The following is a 20477-nucleotide window of genomic DNA, read 5'->3' as shown; positions in this document are numbered from 1 at the left end:
CAGTTCGTGAGCCGCGAAGTGACGAAGCTCGATCGTCCGGAACTGACGAGCGCGCACATCATCGTGTCGGGTGGCCGTGGTCTGGGCAGCGGCGAAAACTATACGAAGACGCTGGAACCGCTGGCGGACAAGCTCGGCGCGGCGCTCGGCGCATCGCGTGCCGCAGTCGATGCGGGCTACGTGCCGAACGACTTTCAAGTCGGCCAGACCGGCAAGATCGTCGCGCCGCAGCTGTACGTGGCCGTCGGCATCTCGGGCGCGATTCAACACTTGGCCGGTATGAAGGATTCGAAGGTCATCGTCGCGATCAACAAGGATCCCGAAGCGCCGATCTTCAGCGTGGCCGATTACGGTCTCGTCGGCGATCTGTTCACGCTCGTGCCGGAACTGGTGAAAGAGCTCGGCTAAACCGCGCCGTGTGAGTCGAACACTCGCCAAAAAATAAAAACGAAGGGCGCGACAAACGTTGCGCCCTTTTTTTGCGCCGAACATTCGATGGAGGAGACAGGACAATGAGCTACAGCGCCCCGATCAAGGACATGCTGTTCGTCATGAAGGAACTCGCGGATATCGACCGCATCGCCGCGCTGCCCGGTCACGAGGACGCGGGCTTCGATACGGCGCAGGCCGTCGTCGAAGAAGCCGCGCGTTTCTGCGGCGAAGTCATCGCGCCGCTGAATGTCGCGGGCGACCGCAATCCGAGCGCGTGGGCGAACGGCGAAGTCACGACGACGCCCGGCTTCAAGGATGCGTTTCGCCAGTTCGCGGAAGGCGGCTGGCAAGGCGTCGTGCATCCCACGGACTTCGGCGGCCAGGGCTTGCCGAAGCTCATCGCGACGCCGTGCATCGAAGCGCTCAACTCGGCGAACCTGTCCTTTGCGTTGTGCCCGCTGCTCACCGATGGCGCCATCGAAGCGCTCCTCACCGCGGGCAGCGACGAGCAGAAAGCCCGCTATCTGCCGAAGTTCATCACCGGCGAATGGACCGGCACGATGAACCTGACCGAGCCGCAGGCGGGCTCCGATCTCGCGCTCGTGCGCACGCGCGCCGAGCCGCAATCCGATGGCGCGTTCAAGATCTTCGGCACGAAGATTTTCATCACGTACGGCGAGCACGACATGGCGAAGAACATCGTGCATCTCGTGCTTGCGCGCACGCCCGACGCGCCCGAAGGCGTGAAAGGCATTTCGCTCTTCCTCGTGCCGAAGTTCCTCGTCGACGACGACGGCTCGCTCGGTGCGCGCAACGACGTGCATTGCGTGTCCATCGAGCACAAGCTCGGCATCAAGGCGAGCCCGACGGCCGTGCTGCAATACGGCGATCACGGCGGCGCGACCGGCTATCTGATCGGCGAGGAGAATCGCGGTCTCGAGTACATGTTCATCATGATGAACGCGGCGCGCTTTGCGGTGGGCATGCAGGGTGTCGCGATTGCCGAGCGCGCGTATCAGCAGGCGGTCGCGTATGCGAAGGAGCGCGTGCAGAGCCGTCCGGTCGATGGCAGCGCGAAAGAGCCGGTGACGATCATCCATCATCCTGACGTGCGCCGCATGCTCGCGACGATGCGCGCCTATACCGAAGGCGCCCGCGCGCTCGCGTATGTCGCGGCGGCGCACAGCGATCTCGCGCACGGCCATCCGGACGAGGACGCGCGCACGAGCCATCAGGCGATCTACGAGTATCTCGTGCCGATCGTGAAGGGCTTCAGCACGGAAATGTCGATCGATGTCGCGAGCCTGGGAGTGCAGGTGCATGGCGGCATGGGCTTCATCGAAGAGACGGGCGCGGCGCAGCATTATCGCGATGCGCGCATTCTGACGATCTACGAGGGCACGACGGCGATCCAGGCGAACGATCTGGTCGGCCGCAAGACGGTGCGCGACGGCGGCCGCGTGGCGCAGGCGCTGCTCGCGCAGATCGATCAGACCATCGCGGCGCTCGCAGAAGTCGACGGCCAGCCGTTCAAGTCGATGCATCGGCACCTGAGCGCGGCGAGCCTGTCGCTGGCGCGCTCGATCGAGTTCATCGTCGCGAAGTTCAAGAGCGATCCGAATGCGGTGTTCGCGAGCAGCGTGCCGTATCTGCGGCTTGCGGGCGTTACGTTGTGCGGCTGGCAGATGGCGCGCGCGATGCTCGTTTCGCACGCGAAGCGTTCGGAAGACGAGCGCTTTCACACGGCGAAGATCGCGACCGCCGAATTCTTCGCGGAGCACATTCTGCCGCTCGCGCCGGGGATAGAGGCATCGATCGTCAGCGCGAAGGGCAGCGAAGGAGTGCTCGCGTTGAGCGAAGATCAGTTCTGAGAACGAAAAACGGCGCCTCGAAAGGCGCCGTTTTTTTCGTCAGCTCGGCAAAAACTCAAGCGTTCGCGTAGCCCGGACGACGATTCACGCCGACATCGCCGAAATAGCGATGCACCGATAGATCGTCCGCGCGGATAGCCGGCTGCTTGCCCGACATCAGATCCGCGAGCAACTGACCGGAACCGCAGGACATCGTCCAGCCGAGCGTGCCGTGGCCGGTGTTCAGGAACAGGTTCGGCACCGGCGTACGGCCGACGATCGGCGTGCCGTCCGGCGTCATCGGGCGCAGTCCGGTCCAGAACGTTGCGCTCGCGGTGTCGCCGCCGCCGGGGAACAAATCGTTCACGCACATTTCGAGCGTTTCGCGGCGCGCCTGCTTCAGCTTCTTGTCGTAGCCGACGATCTCCGCCATTCCGCCCACGCGGATACGGTCGTCGAAGCGCGTGATCGCGATCTTATACGTTTCGTCGAGCACGGTCGAGACGGGCGCGCGGTTCGCATCGACGATCGGCGCGGTGATCGAATAGCCCTTCAGCGGATAAACCGGAATCTTGACGAGGTCGCCGATTAGCTTCGGCGAATACGAACCCAGCGCGACGACATACGAATCCGCCGTCACCAATTCCTTGCCGCAATGCACGCCCGCGATCCGGCCGTTGGCGACGGCGAGCGCGTCGATCGACGTGTTGTAGCGGAACTTGACGCCGAGCGCTTCGGCCATCGCGGCGAGGCGCGTCGTGAACATCTGGCAGTCGCCGGTCTCGTCGTTCGGCAGGCGCAGGCCGCCCGTCAGCTTGTGCGATACGGCGGCGAGCGCAGGCTCGGCCTTCTTCAGTTCGTCGGCGGTGAGCAGCTCGAACGGCACGTTCGCGTCCTTCAGCACGTCGATGTCCTTGCCCGCGCCGTCGAATTGCTGCTGCGTGCGGAACAGTTGCAGCGTGCCGCCGGTGCGGCCTTCGTAGCTGATGCCGGTGTCGGCGCGCAGCGCCTGCAGGCAGTCGCGGCTGTATTCGGCCAGACGCACCATGCGGCCCTTGTTGACCGTGTAGCGGTCCTGCGTGCAGTTGCGCAGCATTTGCCACATCCACTGCAACTGGTTCATCGTGCCGTCGAGGCGGATGGCGAGCGGCGCGTGCTTTTCGAACATCCACTTCACGGCCTTGAGCGGCACGCCCGGCGCGGCCCACGGCGATGCGTAGCCCGGCGAGATCTGTCCGGCGTTCGCGAAACTCGTTTCGAGGGCGGGGCCGGCTTCGCGGTCGATGACCGTGACTTCGTGGCCAGCGCGGGCAAGGTAATACGCACTCGTCACGCCGACGACGCCGCTTCCAAGAATAACGATTCGCATGTGATCTCCGGTTCGAATTCGCCGGACAGTCCGTATGTGCTGCTACGTTCTGCCGGTCCAGTGTTATCGACTATAGTATTGGGATCAAGCCAGTTTTAGTTATCGTATTTGGTGGATTTTCAGGAAAAACACAATGCGAACACAGCGAAATCCGGTCCGTGCACTCGACAAGCTCGATCACAAGATCCTGAACATCCTTCAGGACGACGGCCGCATCGCGATGAAGGACCTGGCGGAGCGCGTCGGGCTGTCCGTGACGCCTTGCATCGAGCGCGTGAAGCGCATGGAGCGCGATGGCGTGATCACGGGCTATTACGCGCGGGTAAATCCCACGGAACTGGGCGCGGCGCTGCTCGTTTTCGTGGAGATCACGCTGGATCACAAGAGCGGCAACATGTTCGAGCAGTTCCGGCGCGAAGTGCAGAAGATTCCCGAAGTGCTCGAATGTCATCTCGTGTCAGGCGACTTCGACTATCTGATCAAGGCGCGCATCGGCGAAATGGCGGACTATCGCAAGCTGCTCGGCGACATCCTGCTGCAGTTGCCGGGCGCGGTGCAGTCGAAGAGCTACGTCGTGATGGAGGAGATCAAGGAGACGCTGAGGATCTTCGTCGAGACGTGATTTTTAGCTTGCGGCGGTGTGTTGATACTGTATATTTATACAGTATCGAACGTAGGATTTCGTCGCAATGTCATCGCCTGATCGTGAATATCCCGTCGCGCCGCCCGCTCCGTTGAAAGGGCGCGGCGCGGTCACGAACATTCAGGGCCGTTACGAGAGAGACGAGCGCGAACGCGTCGACGATGGCTGGCTGCATACCAGCAATCCTGAAGAGGGCGGCGCTCCGCCGCTGCGCACGCAGGTTTTCGAGGAGCGCGCGAAGAGCATCCTCACGCGCAATAGCTCGCCGGACATTCCGTTCTCTGTTTCGCTCAATCCGTATCGCGGCTGTGAGCACGGCTGCATCTATTGTTTCGCACGGCCGACACACAGCTATCTCGGCCTCTCGCCGGGGCTCGATTTCGAAAGCCGTATCTACGCGAAAGTCAACGCGCCCGAGTTGCTCGAGCGGGAACTCGCGAAGCCGAATTACGAACCCGAGCCGATCGCGCTCGGCGTGAACACGGACGCTTATCAGCCCGTCGAGCGCGAACTTCAGCTTACGCGGCGCGTGATTCAAACGCTGCACGACTGCGGGCATCCGTTCGCGGCGATCACGAAGTCATCGCTGATCGAACGCGACATCGACTTGCTCGCGCCGATGGCCGGGCGCGGGCAGGTGATGGCCGCCATCACGGTCACAACACTCGACGCCGATATCGCGCGCACGCTCGAACCGCGCGCCGCGACGCCGTCGCGGCGTCTGCGCACGATCCGCACGCTCGCCGAGGCAGGCATTCCGGTGGGCGTGAGCATCGCGCCGGTTATTCCGTTCGTAACGGAGCCGGATATGGAACGTGTGCTGGAGGCCTGCGCCGAGGCGGGCGCATCGAGCGCGAGCTATATCGTGCTGCGCTTGCCGTGGGAAGTCGCGCCGCTTTTCAAGGACTGGCTCGCCGCGCATTTTCCGGATCGCGCGGATCGCGTGATGAGCCGCGTGCGCGACATGCGCGGCGGCAAGGACTACGACTCGGACTTCTCGACGCGCATGAAAGGCGAAGGTCTGTGGGCCGACATGCTGAAACAGCGCTTTCAGAAAGCGACGAAGCGCCTCGGTCTCAGTGCGCGTCAGCGCGGCATTCTGGATATGTCGGAGTTTCAGCGTCCCGCGAAGCGAGTTGCGACGCCATCCAGCCCGCAACTCGATCTCTTCTGACGGCTCACTGCGAGAGCGTCTTTGCCGCTTCGATTTGACTCTCGAAATACGTCTGGAACGTGAGCGCGAGGCCGGTCATCAGCAGGAACGCGCCGATCAGCAGCGAAAAAATCACGATGAAAATGACCGTCCAGCCAGAGCGACTGTTGCGGCCCGTGTGCGCGTTGAACTGCACGTCCCATTTGGCGTCGGGCCGCAGCCCGTACACGATCGCCGATAGAAACGCCGCGAGCAGCGAGATCGCGCCCGGGAACGCCAGCGCCCAGCCGAGCAGCGACGCGCGCTCCGTTTCCTTGAGCAGCAGATAGCCGAATGCGCCCAGAATGATGCCGACGATATGCGCCCAGCCGTACTTGTCGCGCATGCCATACAGATAGAAGCGATGCAGCCCGATGTAGCCGAACAGGAACGCGAGCGCCGCGGTGAGCGTCTTTGAGCGGAAGTAGGGCGGAACATGCTTGCCGGCCGGTTTGGAACCGGATTGCGTGGCGACAGACGAGGAAGTCATCAGCGAAAGCGGTGGTGAGAAGGAAGCGGGCAGGGCTTTGAACCGACGCCGCCGGCCTGCCATTCTACGCCGACGACCGGGCTCGCCACCAAAGGCACGCTGCCGCATCGGCGTTATTTTCGATATGCGGAAACGCTGCCGCTTCGTCGCGAACGACGCCTCGTATCCAAAAAATGCGTTAAGTGTTTGTTCGAGCGTCGGAATCCAGCTATAATCGCCTGTTCTCGTTGTTCCGAACCCCGGTTTTCAAGGATTTCAGCATGGTCATCATCCGCTTGGCTCGTGGCGGCTCGAAGAAGCGCCCGTTCTACAACATCGTTGCAACCGATTCGCGTAGCCGTCGTGACGGCCGCTTCATCGAGCGCGTGGGTTTCTACAACCCGGTCGCAACCAAGGGCGAATCGCTGCGCATCGCGCAAGATCGCCTGACGTACTGGCAAGGCGTTGGCGCGCAACTGTCGCCGACCGTCGAGCGCCTGGTCAAGCAAGCTCAGCAAGCCCAGCCGGCTGCTTAAGCTCGCTGAGCCGACGCTGTATCGAACGCTCGAAACTGCCCAAAGGTTCGCTGATGTCCGCGCGTGATCCACAAAACGGCCGCGACGGTGCCATCAGCCGACCGAAGCCGGGGCAAGATGAAGGTGCCGCCACGTTTGGCGCGTTTGCCCGCAAGCCGGGCGCGCGTCGCGTGGCGGTCGACGTTTCGAGCGGAACGAAGGAAGACGTCATCGAGACGGTCGATGCCTTGCCTGAGGACGCGGTCGAAGTCGGCTACATCGCCGACGGATACGGTCTCAAAGGCTGGGTCAAGATCGTGCCGCACGCGAACGGCAAGCAGGGCGGCGACGCGCTGCTGACGGCCAAACGCTGGTGGCTGACGAAAGGCCTTGAATGCAAGTCCGCGCGCTGCATGCAGTCGAAAGTGCACGCGGATACCATCGTGGCGCGCCTAGGCGGTTGCGACGACCGCAACGCCGCCGAAGCGTTGAAGGGCCACGTGGTGCATATCGCGCGCAGCGATTTTCCGAAGCTCGACGACAAAGACGAATTCTACTGGGTCGATCTGATCGGCCTGGATGTCGAAAACGAGGCGGGCGTGGCTTTGGGCCGCGTCGCCGATCTGATCGACAACGGCGCGCATTCCATCCTTCGGATCGAGTATCCGGGTACGAACAAGGATGGCGAGTCCGTCACCGGCGAGCGGCTGATTCCGTTCGTCGGCGTGTACGTGAAAACGGTGGACCGGGCGGCGAAGCGTATCGTCGTCGACTGGGACGCTGATTATTAATTGGCATCGACGCAAGGAGAGAGCACGATGCAGTTCGATGTCGTGACGCTCTTTCCCGAGATGTTTCGCGCGCTGACCGACTGGGGTATCACCAGCCGGGCGGTATCGCAGCAACGGTTCGGTTTGCGGACGTGGAATCCACGCGATTTCACGACGAACAACTACCGCACCGTCGACGATCGCCCGTACGGCGGCGGCCCCGGCATGGTCATGCTGGCGCGTCCGCTGGAAGACGCGATCCGCGCGGCGAAGGCTGCGCAAAGCGAGCAGGGCATTGCGTCGACGCGCGTCGTGTTGATGTCGCCGCAGGGCGCGAAGCTCGACCACGACCGCGTGATGCGGTTCGCGCAGGAACCGGGTCTCGTGTTGCTGTGCGGCCGTTACGAAGCGATCGACCAGCGCCTGATCGACCGCGAAGTAGACGAAGAAGTGAGCCTCGGCGACTTCGTGCTGTCCGGCGGCGAGTTGCCCGCGATGGCGCTGATGGACGCCGTAGTGCGCCAGTTACCCGGCGTGCTGAACGACGCGCAATCGGCGGTGCAGGACAGTTTCGTCGACGTTTTGCTCGATTGTCCGCACTACACGCGGCCCGAAGAGTACGAAGGCGTGCGCGTTCCGGATGTGCTGCTCGGCGGCCATCACAAGGAAATCGACGCCTGGCGCAGGCGCGAAGCATTGCGCAATACGTTGGACAAGCGGCCCGATCTGATCGAGCGGGCGCGCAAAAGCAAGATGTTGAGCCGTGCCGACGAGGCGTGGCTCGCAGAACTCGCGAAGGAAGCGTCGAAGTCTGAATAGACCGAGAGCGGACGAGCGGGGAAATGGGGGCGTCGAGCCGTATCGGCGCCTGAAGCAAACCCATCCTCTACCGGGGCCTGACTCATACAAGGCACACAACTCCGGCAAGATGGCACAAGGAGTCAGTAATGAATCTGATTGAGCAACTCGAGAAGGAAGAGATCGCACGCGTTCTGGGCGAGAAGACCATCCCCGACTTCGCGCCGGGCGATACCGTCGTCGTCAACGTGAACGTGGTCGAAGGCACGCGTAAGCGTGTCCAGGCTTACGAAGGCGTCGTCATCGCAAAGCGTAACCGTGGCCTGAACTCGAACTTCATCGTCCGCAAGATCTCGTCGGGCGAAGGCGTCGAGCGTACGTTCCAGACCTACTCGCCGCTGCTCGCGAGCATCGTCGTGAAGCGCCGCGGTGACGTTCGTCGCGCGAAGCTCTACTACCTGCGCGAGCGTTCGGGCAAGTCGGCTCGTATCAAGGAAAAGCTGGTGTTCAAGGACAAGGCTGCTGCTTCGGCCGAGTAAGCGTCCCGCCAGACGTAGTACGGAAAAAGCACCCCTCCCGGGTGCTTTTTTCTTTGGTGTGTTCAAATTGAGGCTTCGACAGCCCCATTCCCGACCCGTGTCCATCGGCAAGACTTCGACTCCACGCATCCTCGAACCCGAACGCATGCCCGTGCTCTCGACGGGCGAATCGCTGCCGCCCGTCCCGTCCGACCGGCTCACGCCCGATGGCCTGCGCGCGCGCTTCGGGCTGACGCTCGAATGGGCGCAGGAGGCGCCCGAGCAGCGCATCAAGGCGATCGGCGGCGATCCGCGCGTCGCGTCGGTGCTCGTGCCGCTCGTCCTGCGCGAGGGCGGGCTGACCGTGTTGCTGACGCAACGCGCCGATCATCTTTCCGATCACGCCGGCCAGATCAGTTTTCCCGGCGGACGCCGCGAGCCCGAAGACGCCGATGCCGCCGCCACGGCGCTGCGCGAAGCTGACGAGGAAGTGGGCCTGGGCGCGGAGCACTGCGAGGTCGTCGGCGCGATGCCCGACTATCTGACAGGCACGGGCTTCCGCGTGACGCCAGTCGTCGCGCTGGTCCATCCGCCGTTTACGCTCGAAGCCGATACACGCGAGGTTGCCGATATTTTCGAAGTGCCGCTCGCATGGCTGATGAATCCGGCGAATCACGAAGTGCGCGTGTTTCGCTGGGAAGGCGGCGAGCGTCGTTTTTTTGCCATGCCCTATTCACCGGGTGAAGGAAAGGCGCCTTATTTCATCTGGGGCGCAACGGCCGGCATGTTGCGCAATTTTTATCGCTTTCTCGCGGCTCGTGCGTGACGGCGCGGGAAGTTTGCGTTGCCGTAATCGCACGCGCGATTACTTCGCGTGCAATACGCGACAGGCGCTGTGCTATCGTTACGCGAAACTCGAATTAATCCGACCGTTTCGGCGCTTCGCATGACTTTTTTCTCCGTATTGCTGGCTCTCATCATCGAGCAAGTGCGCGCACTCTCGCCGCACAATCCGGTTTCGGCGTTGCTTAAATATCATGCGGAATCCGCCGCGCACGGGTTCGACGCCGGCAAGGAGAAGCACGGCCTCGTCGCGTGGCTGATCGTCGTGCTGCCGTGGACCCTCGCAGTCGGGCTCGTCTATTACGTGCTGTACCAGATCAACTTCGTTCTCGCCTTTCTCTGGAACGTGGTGATCGTGTATTTCACTCTCGGCTTTCGCCAGTTCAGCCACTATTTCACCGATATTCATCTCGCGCTCAACAACGACGACGTGCCCCGCGCGCGCGAAGTGCTGACCGAATGGACCGGCATGGACACCGTCGACATGCCCGTTTCCGAAATCGTGCGGCATACGCTGGTTCACGCGGTGGTCGCGTCGCATCGGCATGTGTTCGGTGTGTTCTTCTGGTTCCTGATTCCGATCGGCCCGGCAGGCGCGGTGCTGTATCGCATCGCGGAATATCTGGCGCGCGCATGGGCGCAGCCGAATCCGGAGCGCACCGCCGAATTTTCGTCGTTCGCGCAGCGCGCGTTCTTCTACATCGACTGGGTGCCCGCGCGCCTGACCGCGCTCGGCTTTGCGATCGTCGGCAATTTCGAGGATGCGATCTACGCGTGGCGCAATCACGCGCGCCAGTGGCCCGACGCCAACGAAGGCGTTTTGCTCGCGGCGGGCAGCGGCGCGCTGGGTGCGCGTCTCGCGGGGCCGCTTGCGGAGCCGCTGTCGGTCGAGGCGCTCGCCGTCGGCGATGCAAGCCCGCTGCCTGTCGGCGACGACTGCACACCGCGCACGCTGCAATCGGCCGTCGGCCTCGTGTGGCGCGCCGTGATCCTGTGGATGTTGCTGCTTTTGATGCTGACCATCGCCGTGTGGCTGGCCTGATCAGTCGTCGAGCGGATCGCGCGCCGTCTGACACTGCCAGCAGACGGTGAACTGCGGCTCCAGCCATTCCCCGCATTGCCTGCATTTCCACGGTCGGGCGTTCGCGTCAGGCCCGTTTCTCGCGCGCTCGATCAGGCGCATCGCCAGCGCTTCGTCGCGATCATCGACGATCCATATCTCCGGCGCGCACTGATCTGCCGGAATCTCGCCCATCGCGCCATTCAGATAGCGATTGTGCAACTCGCACGGCACGCCCGCCGTCGCCAGCACGTTCACCCAATGCTGCGCCGTGATCAGGTTGGGAGCGCGCGTGAGCCGCTTCATCGAACGATCTGGCTGGCTTCGTGCACGAGTTGCGCATAGAGCGCGTGGCGCTCCGGACGGATCTTGCCGGCTTCGACGGCTTCGAGCACCGCGCAGCCCGGCTCGTGCAGATGATGGCAGTTATAGAAGCGGCAATGGCCGAGATACGGCCGGAAGTCCGCGAAGGCGCGTTCGAGCTGGCCTTCGGAGAGATGATGCAGGCCGAACTCCTGAAAACCCGGCGAATCGATGAGCGCGCCGCCGCCCGGCAGCTCGTAGAGACGCGTGAACGTGGTCGTATGGCGGCCGCTGTTGAGCGCCGATGAAATCTCGCGCGTCGCGGCGTCCGCGTCGGGGACGAGCAAATTCACGAGCGTCGATTTACCCATGCCGGACTGGCCGAGCAGGATCGTCGCACGTTCTTTGAGGCGCGCGTCGAGTTGCGGGTGGACATCGCCGGGCGCCATCTTCGCCGACAGCTCGATCACCGTGTAGCCGAGCTCGCGGTAAGGCGCGAGACGTTCGCGCGCGAGCGGCAGCGCGGCTCCAACGTCGATCTTGTTGAGCACGATCAGCGATTCGAGCCCATGCGCTTCGGCCGCGATCAGCGCGCGTCCGAGCAGGTCTCCGCTGAAATGCGGTTCGGTCGCGAGCACGATCAGCAGTTGATCGAGATTCGCGGCAAAGAGCTTCGACTTGAACTGATCCGAGCGATAAAGCAGATTGCGCCGCTCGCCAATCTCGACGATCACGCCCTGATCCGCCGACGACTGCTCGTAGATCACGCGATCGCCGACGGCGACCTCGCTCTTCTTGCCGCGCGGGAAGCACTGGAGCATCGCGGCGCCGTCTTCCGGCGTGACGAGATAGTGCCGCCCATGCGCCGCGATCACGGTGCCTTCGAGACGCGCCTCTGCGCCTGACCGCTTCGAACCGCGCGTCATGCGGCGTGCTGCATCAGGCGATCGATGCGCTGCGAAGCGGGCGGATGCGAGTAATAGAACGCGGTGTAGATCGGATCGGGCGTGAGCGTCGACGCGTTGTCCTCGTAGAGTTTCACGAGTGCGTTCACGAGATCTTTCGGATCGGTCTGGCTGGCGGCGAAGGCATCGGCTTCGAACTCGTTCTTGCGCGAGGTCAGGCTGCCGAGCGGCGTGATGAAGAACATGAAAACGGGCAGCACGAGCATGAAGAGCACGAGCGCGAGTCCGTTATTGCTGCCGACGAGCGATGGCCGCACGCCGAGCCCTTCGTAGAACCACGTCGTCTGCACGAGCCAGCCGAGCAGCGCGAGCATCGCGAGGCTGATGCCGAACATGACGATCATCAGCTTCAGCACGTGACGGCGCTTGAAGTGGCCGAGCTCGTGCGCGAGCACCGCTTCGATTTCGCTGCCGGAAAGGCGTGCGAGCAAGGTATCGAAGAAGACGATGCGCTTCGCCGCACCGAAGCCGGTGAAATACGCGTTGCCGTGTGCCGATCGGCGGCTGCCGTCCATCACGAACAGGCCCTTGGCCGCGAAGCCGGTGCGCGACATCAGGTTCGTGATGCGCGCGACGAGCGCTTCGTCCTTCAGCGGCTCGAACTTGTTGAAGAGCGGGGCGATGAAGGTCGGGTAGATGATCATCGCGAGCAACTGGAACGCGATCCACACCATCCACGTCCAGAGCCACCAGAACGTGCCGGCGCGGTCCATCAGCCAGAGCGTGAGCAGCAAGAGCGGCGCGCCGATCACGGCCGCGAGCACGGCGCCCTTCACGAGATCGACGAAAAAGAGCTTCCTCGACATGCGATTGAAGCCGAACTTCTCTTCGATCACGAAGTGCCGGATGTAGTCGAACGGCAAGTCGATCACGCTCGTGATCGCGATGACCGACGCCACCAGCGCGATCTGCCCGAGATAGCCGCGGCCGAGCCAGTCCGTGATGCCGATGTCGAGCGCCTGGACGCCGCCGAGCAGGGTGAGTGCGACGAGCACGACCGCACTTGTGACGACTTCGATCATCGTGAGGCGCGTGCGCTCGACGGTGTAATCTGCTGCGCGCTGGTGAGCGGCGAGCGGAATCGTGCCGGAGAATTGCGCCGGCACGCCGTTGCGATGCGCGGCGACGTAGCGGATCTGACGCGACGCGAGCCACAGCTTCGTCGAGACCATTGCGACCAGGGCGACGACGAAGATCGTCGAGAAGGCGAGAGTAAGGTTGGTCATCCGGGCATTCCGATGGGACTATGCGAGAATTATAGGTTCTTGGCCGTGCCGCCGCCGTTCGATCCTGCAAGGCGCCGACAGCGGCTTTTCCTATTTCTCAGGTTTCGCTCATGACCGACATCTCCGCAGCGCCCGAACCCGCGCCCGAATCCGCTGAAACTGTTCCGGTGCGCAGCGACATGAATCTCGTGTGGCTGGACATGGAGATGACCGGTCTCGATCCTGTCAACGACCGCATCATCGAGATCGCGGTGGTCGTGACGAATTCGACGCTCGACAAAATGGTGGAAGGCCCGGTGCTCGCGATTCATCAGACGGACGAAACGCTTGCCCGCATGGACGAGTGGAACCGCAACACGCACGGCCGCTCGGGGTTGACCGAGCGCGTTAAGGCATCGACCGTCGATGAAGCCGAGGCCACGCGCCAGATCCGCGATTTTCTCGGGCAATACGTGCCGCCCGGCAAGTCGCCGATGTGCGGCAACTCCATCTGTCAGGACCGCCGTTTCATGGCGCGCTGGATGCCGGAACTGGAAACGTTCTTCCATTACCGCAATCTCGACGTCAGCACCTTGAAGGAACTGTGCCGCCGCTGGCAGCCGGCGATCTACAAGGGCTTCCAGAAGCGCGCGATGCACACGGCGCTCGCCGATATCCACGAGTCCATCGACGAGCTCAAGTACTACCGCGAGCACTTCCTGATTCCGTCGGCACCCGCTGCCTGATCAGCTTTTCGGCGGGCGGATCGCGTTTTTCGGACGGAACGCGGCGACCACTTCCGGCCGCGTTTCGATATACGGCCCGCCGATCAGATCGATGCAGTACGGCACCGCCGCGAAGATGCCCGGCACTTTCGTCTTGCCGTCAGCGTCTTTCAATCCCTCGAGCGTCTCACGGATCGACTTCGGCTGTCCCGGCAGGTTGATGATGAGCGCGGCGTGATCCGCCGTCTCGCGAATCACCGCGATCTGCCGCGAAAGAATGGCCGTCGGCACGAAATTCAGGCTGATCTGGCGCATCTGCTCGCCGAAGCCGGGCATCGGCTTCGTCGCGACGGCGAGCGTCGCTTCGGGCGTCACATCGCGGCGCGACGGGCCGGTGCCACCGGTCGTCAGCACGAGATCGCAGCCGATCGTATCGACCAGTTCGACGAGCGTCGCGGAAATGGTCGCGGCGTCGTCCTGGATCAGGCGCGTTTCGGCGCGAAACGGCGTCGTGAGCGCTGCGCCGAGCCAGTCTTGCAGCGACGGCAAGCCCTTGTCCTCGTACACGCCGGATGATGCCCGATCGCTGATCGACACCAGTCCGACCAACAGCTCATTGCCCGTCGTCATCGCGCTCGTCCTCGTCGTCTTCGATGTCGTCATCGTCCGCGCCCGCGGCGTTCTTGATCCACTGGAAGAGCTCGCGGTAGTAGCGCGGCGGCTTCTGCTGCTCCCGCTCCTTGCGCGCGTTGCGGATCAGCGTGCGGCCTTCCTGCGGATCGACGCCCGGATGATTGCGGATGAATTCGGTGAGTGCGTCGTCGCTGGCGAGCAGTTGCTCGCGCGTGCGCTCGATCCAGTGCAGCCGCGCGGTTTCGCTCTTGTTCACGCCGCGATGCGTATCGAGCGCGGTGCGCAGCGCGGCGACTTCGCCTTCGGCCAGCGAGCGCATCAGCTTGCCGACGTATTGCAACTGACGGCGCTTGCCTTCGTGATCGGTGATGCGGCGCGCCTCGCGCACGGCGTCGTCGAGATGCTCGGGCATCGGCATCTTTTTCAGCGCGTCTTTCGGCAAGGCGATGAGCGCTTCGCCCAGCTCCTGCAGCGCATGCATGTCGCGCTTGAGCTGGGACTTGCTCGGACGGTCGTAGCCGTGTTCGTCGGGCTCGCGCGCGTCGTCGCGGCCGGAATCGATCGGTTGGATGCGGGTTTTACGGTTCATCCCGACATTGTAGCTTGCGGTCGCATCGTGCCTGAGCCTGCCGCCGACATCGTGCGACAAAGCTTGGCGGGTGAATGCACGCCGTCCTTGCTATGATCGCGTGATACGCCAATTCCGCTGTTTCGCGACCGGTCGCGGGCGCATCGGCCGGGAATTCCGAAGCAACCACGACATGCGCGGGCGCACGCCGCCCGACTTCCAAAGGCAACCCAAAATGGCAGCAGACATGGACGTCAAGCAACGCTACTTCCCGCATACGCAGGACGAGCTGAAGGAGATCGCCTCCGACATCCTGCGCTATGCGAAGGAACTCGGCGCGACCGATGCCGCCGCCGAAATCTCCGAAGGCGATGGCCTGTCGGTGAGCGTGCGACGCGGCGATGTCGAGACCATCGAGCACAATCGCGACAAGATGGTCGGCGTGATGGTGTTCATCGGCAAGAAGCGCGGCAATGCGAGCACCGCGGATTTCACGCGCGACGCGCTGCGCGACACAGTTGCCGCCGCGTACAACATCGCGCGCTTCACGGCCGAGGACAGCGCCGCGGGCCTCGCCGATGAAGAGCTGCTGGAAAGGGCGCCGCAGGATCTCGACCTCTATCATCCGTGGGACATCGACGCGGAAGAAGCCGCGGAGATCGCACGCCGCGCCGAGGCCGCCGCGTTCGCTGTCGACAAGCGCGTGACCAACTCGGAAGGCGCGAGCGTCTCCGCGCAGCATTCGCAGTTCGTGCTCGCCACTTCGCGCGGCTTCATGGCGGGCTATCCGTACTCGCGGCATTACATCTCCTGCGCGCCGATCGCCGCGGCCGGCCGCGACATGCAGCGCGACGACTGGTACACGTCGAAGCGCGACGCCACCGGTCTTGCCGCGCCGGAAGCGGTGGGTCGTTACGCGGCCGAACGCGCGCTCGCGCGTCTCGGCGCGAGGAGCCTCGACACGCGCAAGTGCCGCGTGCTGTTCGAGGCGCCGCTCGCGGCCGGCATCCTCGGCTCGTTCGTGCAGGCGGTGAGCGGCGGCGCGCTGTATCGCAAGACCTCGTTTCTCGTCGACTGTCTCGGCAAGCCGGTGTTCGCGCCGCACGTCCAGATCGTCGAGGATCCGCACGTGAAGGGCGGCATGGGCAGCGCGCCGTTCGACGAAGAAGGCGTGCGCACGCAGCGACGCAGCGTGGTCGAAGACGGCGTGGTGCAGGGCTATTTCCTGTCGATGTACTCGGCACGCAAGCTCGGCATGAAGACGACCGGCAACGCGGGCGGCTCACACAATCTCACGATGAAGAGCCGGCACACGAAGCCCGAGGATGATTTCGAAGCCATGCTGAAAAAGCTCGACACGGGCTTGCTGCTGACGGAACTGATGGGCCAGGGCGTCAACTATGTGACGGGCGATTATTCGCGCGGCGCGTCGGGGTTCTGGGTCGAGAACGGCAAGATCGTGCACGCGGTGGAGGAAATCACGGTGGCGAGCACGCTGCAGGAAATGTTCCGCCATATCGAGGCGATCGGCGCGGATACGGTCGTGCGCGGCACCAAGGAAATCGGTTCGGTGCTGATCGAGCGGATGACGGTCGCGGGTCAGTAATCTGCGCCCTGAGGACCGTATGAAATTGCGAAGGCCCCGGACACGTCCGGGGCTTTCTCTTTTCAGCCGTGGATGCGCTCGTAAGTGACGAACGCGAAATCGAACGCGTTCGGCGGGGCGGCGCGGTGCGTTTCGCGCGACACCTCCCGCCAGTGCGCCGGGTCCGGCGCGGGGAAGCGCGTGTCACCGTCGAAGTCGGCGTCGATCTCGGTGACGATCAGCCTGTCCGCGCGTTCGAAGCCATCGCGGTACAACTGCGCCCCGCCGATCAGAAACGCTTCGTCGGCGGGCGCCAGCGCGAGCGCGGCGTCGAGGCTCGTCACGACATCGCAGCCGTCGTAGCGCCGCGAGGCATCGCGGGACACGACGATATTGCGCCGCCCGGGCAACGGTCGGCCGATCGACTCATGCGTCTTGCGGCCCATGATGATGGGCGCGCCCATCGTCGTGCGCTTGAAGAAGGCGAGGTCCTCGGGCAGGCGCCAGGGCAATTGGTTGTCGCGTCCGATCACGCCATTGCGCGCGCGGGCGACGATCAGGGTCAGCGTCGTCATGGAAAATGAGGTCGGGCAAACTGGCGCGCGCGGGCCGCGCCGCCGGGGCCACGATTCTAACCGACACTTCCGTTCCGGCCGGCGCCCGACGCGGCGCGCGGTTCACGCCTCGGGCAATTCGTCTTCCAGCGGCGGTTGCGCATGAGAAGGCTCAGGGGCTATTTCGTCCCACAACCTGACGCTGATCCCCGAGGCCGCCGGACGCGTGCCGGGTGTGCAGCCCGCTTCGTCGGCGTCATCGCGTTTTTGATGCGCGGCGGTAGCGTCATCGCGCGTTAATGAACTATCGAGAGCCATCTTGACCACATAATCCAAGTAACTATTCCCGGCGATGAAATACTCCGGAAATAAAGTAATCGTCCGACCGGTAAGAACGAATATGTGAAATCGAATGTCGAGTGGAATATGAACGCTCGTTCGATACAAAGAATTTCTTACCTCCTGGTGTGATCAAATTTAGCGAAATATGTGCCACAACCCTGCATCCGTTGCCCGGTAACGGTCTCTCAGGATCAGTGGAAAGCACGGCGCGTGAAACCTTGCGAAAACGTTTCACGCCTGAAACACAGAGGCAGAAAAACATGAACTTCTCGCGAATCCGGTATAAGATTTTGTCTTATTAAATTGTGCGCAAAGCTTTTAATAATCGTGTGAGAAATTCACGTCAGGCCCGTCCTGTCAAGCTTTTGTGGCTGATACGGCGCTTCCCGCGATATTTGTTTCCGGGCCTTCTGGGTTATAGTAGTCTCTCAAAAACAGCACACAATCAGACATAAAGGGTTTCGTGGAAGGCGTGCGTGATGTATCGCGCCGTGTCCCGGGGGCGACGTATCGAATGGCAAGTCCCTCTCCAGACGTTTTCCGCAAACGTGCGAGGGCAACGAAGTCTGCGATGTAGCGCGAGCCTGAACTACGTGACCTTTTCAACGAATGTTGAACAAAGGATCTGAATAATGGACGTCGCTCGGCGGCAACTTATCTATGTGACTCGCGATCCAGACGAGACGTTATGTGCGCGATTCGAGGAGCGCGGCTGGCACATCGAGATCGTCGCGAGTGCGCGCGACACGCGCAAGGCATTGCGAAGCGATCTGGCGACCGGCGGGTTGCTGGATCTGTCGAGTCATTTCGAATCTCATGAACTGGCGGCGTTCGAATCGTCGCTGACGATGACCAACGTGGGCTGGGTCGCGACCACTGTTGCCGGACAACTGGAAGATGCCGCCGTGCGGCGTCTGATCCGCGACTATTGCTTCGACTACGTGACGTTGCCGACGTCGAACGACCGCATCGTCGATTCCGTCGGTCATGCGTACGGCATGGTTGCGCTGCACGACGCCGCGTCGAACGACGCGCGCAGCGAAGGCCGCGCCGAGGGCGAAATGGTCGGTTCGTGCGACGCGATGCTCGCGCTCTTCCGCTCGATCCGCAAAGTCGCGATGACCGACGCACCCGTTTTCATCTCAGGCGAATCCGGCACCGGCAAGGAACTGACGGCGGTCGCCATTCACGAGCGCTCCGCGCGCCGCGATCAGCCGTTCGTTGCCATCAACTGCGGCGCGATCCCCGCGCATCTGCTGCAATCCGAGCTCTTCGGTTACGAACGCGGCGCGTTCACGGGCGCGAATCAGCGCAAGATCGGGCGCGTGGAAGCGGCCAACGGCGGCACGCTGTTCCTCGATGAAATCGGCGACCTGCCGCTCGAAAGCCAGGCGAGCCTGCTGCGCTTTCTGCAGGAGCGCAAGGTGGAGCGACTCGGCGGACATGGTTCGACGCCCGTCGATGTGCGCATCATCTCGGCGACGCACGTCGACATGCAGACCGCGATGATCGAAGGCCGGTTCCGCGCGGACCTGTATCACCGCCTGTGCGTGCTGCAGATCGACGAGCCGCCGCTGCGCGCGCGAGGCAAGGACATCGAACTGCTGGCGAAGCACATGCTCGACCGCTTCAAGAAAGACGCGAGCCGGCGTCTGCGCGGCTTCTCGCCCGATGCGATCGCCGCGATCCACAACTACGGCTGGCCGGGCAACGTGCGCGAGCTCATCAACCGCGTACGTCGTGCGATCGTGATGTCGGAAGGGCGTCAGATCACCGCGCGCGATCTCGAGCTCGGCGAATATGTCGAAGTGGCGCCGGTGTCGCTCGCGCAGGCGCGCGAGGCGGCTGAGCGGCAGGCGATCGAACTGGCGTTGCTGCGGCATCGCGGACGTCTCGGCGACGCGGCGCACGAGCTGGGCATTTCGCGCGTGACGCTGTATCGCCTGCTGTCGGCGCACGGCATGCGTCATATCGAAGTCGATGCGCCATCGGAGCACGCCACGCGCGGCTGATGCATCGCACGGCATCTCGCGAAACGGGCGCTTCGAGGCGCCCGTTTTTTCGTGCCGTTGCACCAAGCGCCCGTTCCCCGCGCTTGCTAAAATCTGTCGTTTACGTCTTCCGTTTGCGAGGGCGCGCAGCCCACCCCAGGGAACATCGAATGAAACAGTATCTCGAGCTCGTCCAGACGATCCTCGACACCGGCACTTGGCAGGAAAACCGCACGGGTATCCGCACGATCAGCATTCCTGGCGCGATGCTGCGCTTCGATCTGCAGCAGGGCTTCCCGGCCGTGACCACGAAGAAGCTCGCGTTCAAATCGGCGATCGGCGAGCTGGTGGGCTTTCTGCGTGCGTCGAAGAGCGCGGCGGATTTTCGCGCGCTCGGCTGCAAGGTCTGGGACGCCAACGCGAACGAAAACCCGCAATGGCTCGAAAATCCCTACCGGCAGGGGCCGGACGACCTCGGCGACGTCTACGGCGTGCAGTGGCGCAAGTGGCCCGCGTACAAGCTGATCGACGCCGATGCGAACGATCAGATTTCCGACGCCACCAATCGCGGCTTTCAACTCGTGACGAGCTTCGTTGAAAACGGGCGCGAGCAGGTGTTGCTGTACAAGGCGATCGATCAGTTGCGTCAGTGTCTCGACACCATCATCGAGCGCCCGACCGACCGGCGCATTCTGTTTCACGCATGGAACCCGGCGAAGCTCGACGAGATCGCGCTGCCCGCGTGCCATCTGCTTTATCAGTTCATACCGAACGCGACGACCCGCGAAATCTCGCTGTGTCTGTATATCCGCAGCAACGATGTCGGGCTCGGCACGCCTTTCAATCTGACCGAAGGCGCGGCGCTTCTGCATCTCGTCGGCAGGTTGACAGGGTACACGCCGCGCTGGTTCACGTACTTCATCGGCGACGCGCATATCTACGAGAATCAGCTCGGCATGCTGCACGAGCAGCTGAAGCGCGAGCCGTTGCCGGCGCCGCAACTCATCATCTCGGATCGCGTGCCGGATTACGCGGTGACGAAGCGCTACGAGCCGGAATGGCTGGAGAAGATCGAGCCGAAGGATTTCGCGCTCGAAGGATACAAGCACCACGAGCCGCTGACCGCGCCGATGGCCGTGTAGGCGCA

At 63.2% G+C, this 20477-nt stretch carries 23 protein-coding genes; 14 read left to right on the top strand and 9 right to left on the bottom strand.

Annotation, left to right across the window (positions count from 1 at the left end; genetic code table 11):
• Both AWB74_RS23285 and AWB74_RS23280 read left to right on the top strand, forming a co-directional pair.
• On the top strand, positions 1-408 hold a 408-nt coding region (locus AWB74_RS23285), incomplete at its 5' end, for an electron transfer flavoprotein subunit alpha/FixB family protein (protein WP_200822019.1).
• Positions 409-512: 104 nt separating this feature from the next.
• On the top strand, positions 513-2303 hold the full coding sequence (locus tag AWB74_RS23280) for an acyl-CoA dehydrogenase (protein WP_061149063.1): 1791 nt from the start codon (positions 513-515) through the stop codon (positions 2301-2303).
• Positions 2304-2358: 55 nt separating this feature from the next.
• On the opposite strand, the gene AWB74_RS23275 is transcribed toward AWB74_RS23280, so the two are convergent.
• Complete coding sequence (locus AWB74_RS23275; protein WP_061149062.1) at positions 2359-3651, bottom strand: D-amino acid dehydrogenase; 1293 nt, start codon at positions 3649-3651, stop codon at positions 2359-2361.
• 133 nt (positions 3652-3784) lie between these two features.
• Between AWB74_RS23275 and AWB74_RS23270 the strand changes: the two genes are divergently transcribed.
• Together AWB74_RS23270 and AWB74_RS23265 are read left to right on the top strand one after the other, a co-directional pair.
• The gene (locus tag AWB74_RS23270) at positions 3785-4273 is read left to right on the top strand and encodes an Lrp/AsnC ligand binding domain-containing protein (protein ID WP_061124048.1); all 489 of its coding nucleotides are present in this window, start codon (positions 3785-3787) and stop codon (positions 4271-4273) included.
• Between the two features lie 67 nt (positions 4274-4340).
• Positions 4341-5468 (top strand): PA0069 family radical SAM protein, encoded by a 1128-nt coding sequence (locus tag AWB74_RS23265; RefSeq protein WP_061149061.1) that lies wholly within the window; start codon positions 4341-4343, stop codon positions 5466-5468.
• A 4-nt stretch (positions 5469-5472) separates the two neighbouring features.
• Here AWB74_RS23265 and AWB74_RS23260 read toward each other — a convergent pair whose 3' ends face one another.
• Positions 5473-5976 carry a TM2 domain-containing protein gene (locus tag AWB74_RS23260; protein ID WP_061149060.1) on the bottom strand — a complete coding sequence of 168 codons (504 nt, stop codon included), beginning with the start codon at positions 5974-5976 and terminating at the stop codon, positions 5473-5475.
• Between the two features lie 260 nt (positions 5977-6236).
• On the opposite strand from AWB74_RS23260, the gene rpsP reads away from it, so the two are divergent.
• The 6 genes from rpsP (at position 6237) to AWB74_RS23230 (ending at position 10441) form a co-directional block, all read left to right on the top strand.
• Positions 6237-6491 carry a 30S ribosomal protein S16 gene (gene rpsP, locus AWB74_RS23255; protein WP_008342343.1) on the top strand — a complete coding sequence of 85 codons (255 nt, stop codon included), beginning with the start codon at positions 6237-6239 and terminating at the stop codon, positions 6489-6491.
• A 53-nt stretch (positions 6492-6544) separates the two neighbouring features.
• Positions 6545-7261, top strand: a complete 717-nt coding sequence (gene rimM / locus AWB74_RS23250; protein WP_061149059.1) for a ribosome maturation factor RimM — start codon at positions 6545-6547, stop codon at positions 7259-7261.
• A gap of 27 nt (positions 7262-7288) precedes the next feature.
• Positions 7289-8059, top strand: coding sequence for a tRNA (guanosine(37)-N1)-methyltransferase TrmD (trmD, locus tag AWB74_RS23245; RefSeq protein WP_061149076.1), 771 nt, complete (start codon positions 7289-7291; stop codon positions 8057-8059).
• 128 nt (positions 8060-8187) lie between these two features.
• A complete protein-coding gene (rplS, locus tag AWB74_RS23240) occupies positions 8188-8577 on the top strand; it encodes a 50S ribosomal protein L19 (protein WP_061149058.1) in 390 nt (129 codons plus the stop codon).
• A gap of 145 nt (positions 8578-8722) precedes the next feature.
• Positions 8723-9382 carry a CoA pyrophosphatase gene (locus AWB74_RS23235; protein WP_061149075.1) on the top strand — a complete coding sequence of 220 codons (660 nt, stop codon included), beginning with the start codon at positions 8723-8725 and terminating at the stop codon, positions 9380-9382.
• A gap of 120 nt (positions 9383-9502) precedes the next feature.
• Positions 9503-10441, top strand: coding sequence for a CobD/CbiB family protein (locus AWB74_RS23230; RefSeq protein WP_061149057.1), 939 nt, complete (start codon positions 9503-9505; stop codon positions 10439-10441).
• Here AWB74_RS23230 and AWB74_RS23225 read toward each other — a convergent pair whose 3' ends face one another.
• Genes AWB74_RS23225 through AWB74_RS23215 form a run of 3 tightly spaced genes read right to left on the bottom strand, consistent with a single transcriptional unit; the run spans position 10442 to position 12953 of the window.
• A complete protein-coding gene (locus AWB74_RS23225) occupies positions 10442-10765 on the bottom strand; it encodes a putative signal transducing protein (protein WP_061149056.1) in 324 nt (107 codons plus the stop codon). It lies immediately after the preceding gene.
• Positions 10762-11688: a ribosome small subunit-dependent GTPase A gene (gene rsgA / locus AWB74_RS23220; protein ID WP_061149055.1), complete on the bottom strand. Its 927-nt coding sequence runs from the start codon at positions 11686-11688 to the stop codon at positions 10762-10764. The genes AWB74_RS23225 and rsgA overlap by 4 nt, the downstream gene beginning before the upstream one ends.
• On the bottom strand, positions 11685-12953 hold the full coding sequence (locus AWB74_RS23215) for a M48 family metallopeptidase (RefSeq protein ID WP_061149054.1): 1269 nt from the start codon (positions 12951-12953) through the stop codon (positions 11685-11687). Before AWB74_RS23215 ends, rsgA begins: the two co-directional genes overlap by 4 nt.
• Positions 12954-13063: 110 nt before the next feature.
• On the opposite strand from AWB74_RS23215, the gene orn reads away from it, so the two are divergent.
• Positions 13064-13678 carry an oligoribonuclease gene (gene orn, locus AWB74_RS23210; protein WP_061149053.1) on the top strand — a complete coding sequence of 205 codons (615 nt, stop codon included), beginning with the start codon at positions 13064-13066 and terminating at the stop codon, positions 13676-13678.
• Here orn and mog read toward each other — a convergent pair whose 3' ends face one another.
• Together mog and yjgA are read right to left on the bottom strand one after the other, a co-directional pair.
• Positions 13679-14320: a molybdopterin adenylyltransferase gene (gene mog, locus AWB74_RS23205; protein WP_200822018.1), complete on the bottom strand. Its 642-nt coding sequence runs from the start codon at positions 14318-14320 to the stop codon at positions 13679-13681. It abuts the gene before it with no gap.
• Positions 14271-14879: a ribosome biogenesis factor YjgA gene (gene yjgA / locus AWB74_RS23200; RefSeq protein ID WP_061149074.1), complete on the bottom strand. Its 609-nt coding sequence runs from the start codon at positions 14877-14879 to the stop codon at positions 14271-14273. The genes mog and yjgA overlap by 50 nt, the downstream gene beginning before the upstream one ends.
• A gap of 214 nt (positions 14880-15093) precedes the next feature.
• Here yjgA and pmbA point away from each other — a divergent pair, with 214 nt between their 5' ends.
• Complete coding sequence (pmbA, locus tag AWB74_RS23195; RefSeq protein ID WP_061149051.1) at positions 15094-16464, top strand: metalloprotease PmbA; 1371 nt, start codon at positions 15094-15096, stop codon at positions 16462-16464.
• 62 nt (positions 16465-16526) lie between these two features.
• On the opposite strand, the gene AWB74_RS23190 is transcribed toward pmbA, so the two are convergent.
• Together AWB74_RS23190 and AWB74_RS47370 are read right to left on the bottom strand one after the other, a co-directional pair.
• Positions 16527-17018: a dihydrofolate reductase gene (locus AWB74_RS23190; RefSeq protein WP_061149050.1), complete on the bottom strand. Its 492-nt coding sequence runs from the start codon at positions 17016-17018 to the stop codon at positions 16527-16529.
• Between the two features lie 102 nt (positions 17019-17120).
• On the bottom strand, positions 17121-17444 hold the full coding sequence (locus AWB74_RS47370; protein WP_235024658.1) for a hypothetical protein: 324 nt from the start codon (positions 17442-17444) through the stop codon (positions 17121-17123).
• Between the two features lie 527 nt (positions 17445-17971).
• On the opposite strand from AWB74_RS47370, the gene AWB74_RS23180 reads away from it, so the two are divergent.
• Positions 17972-19351, top strand: coding sequence for a sigma-54 dependent transcriptional regulator (locus tag AWB74_RS23180; RefSeq protein WP_061124035.1), 1380 nt, complete (start codon positions 17972-17974; stop codon positions 19349-19351).
• A gap of 149 nt (positions 19352-19500) precedes the next feature.
• Positions 19501-20472, top strand: coding sequence for a thymidylate synthase (locus tag AWB74_RS23175; protein WP_061149049.1), 972 nt, complete (start codon positions 19501-19503; stop codon positions 20470-20472).
• Positions 20473-20477: the final 5 nt, after the last annotated feature.

The organism is Caballeronia arvi, assembly GCF_001544695.2.
Lineage (GTDB): Bacteria > Pseudomonadota > Gammaproteobacteria > Burkholderiales > Burkholderiaceae > Caballeronia > Caballeronia arvi.
This window is presented reverse-complemented; position numbering and strand designations above follow the sequence as displayed.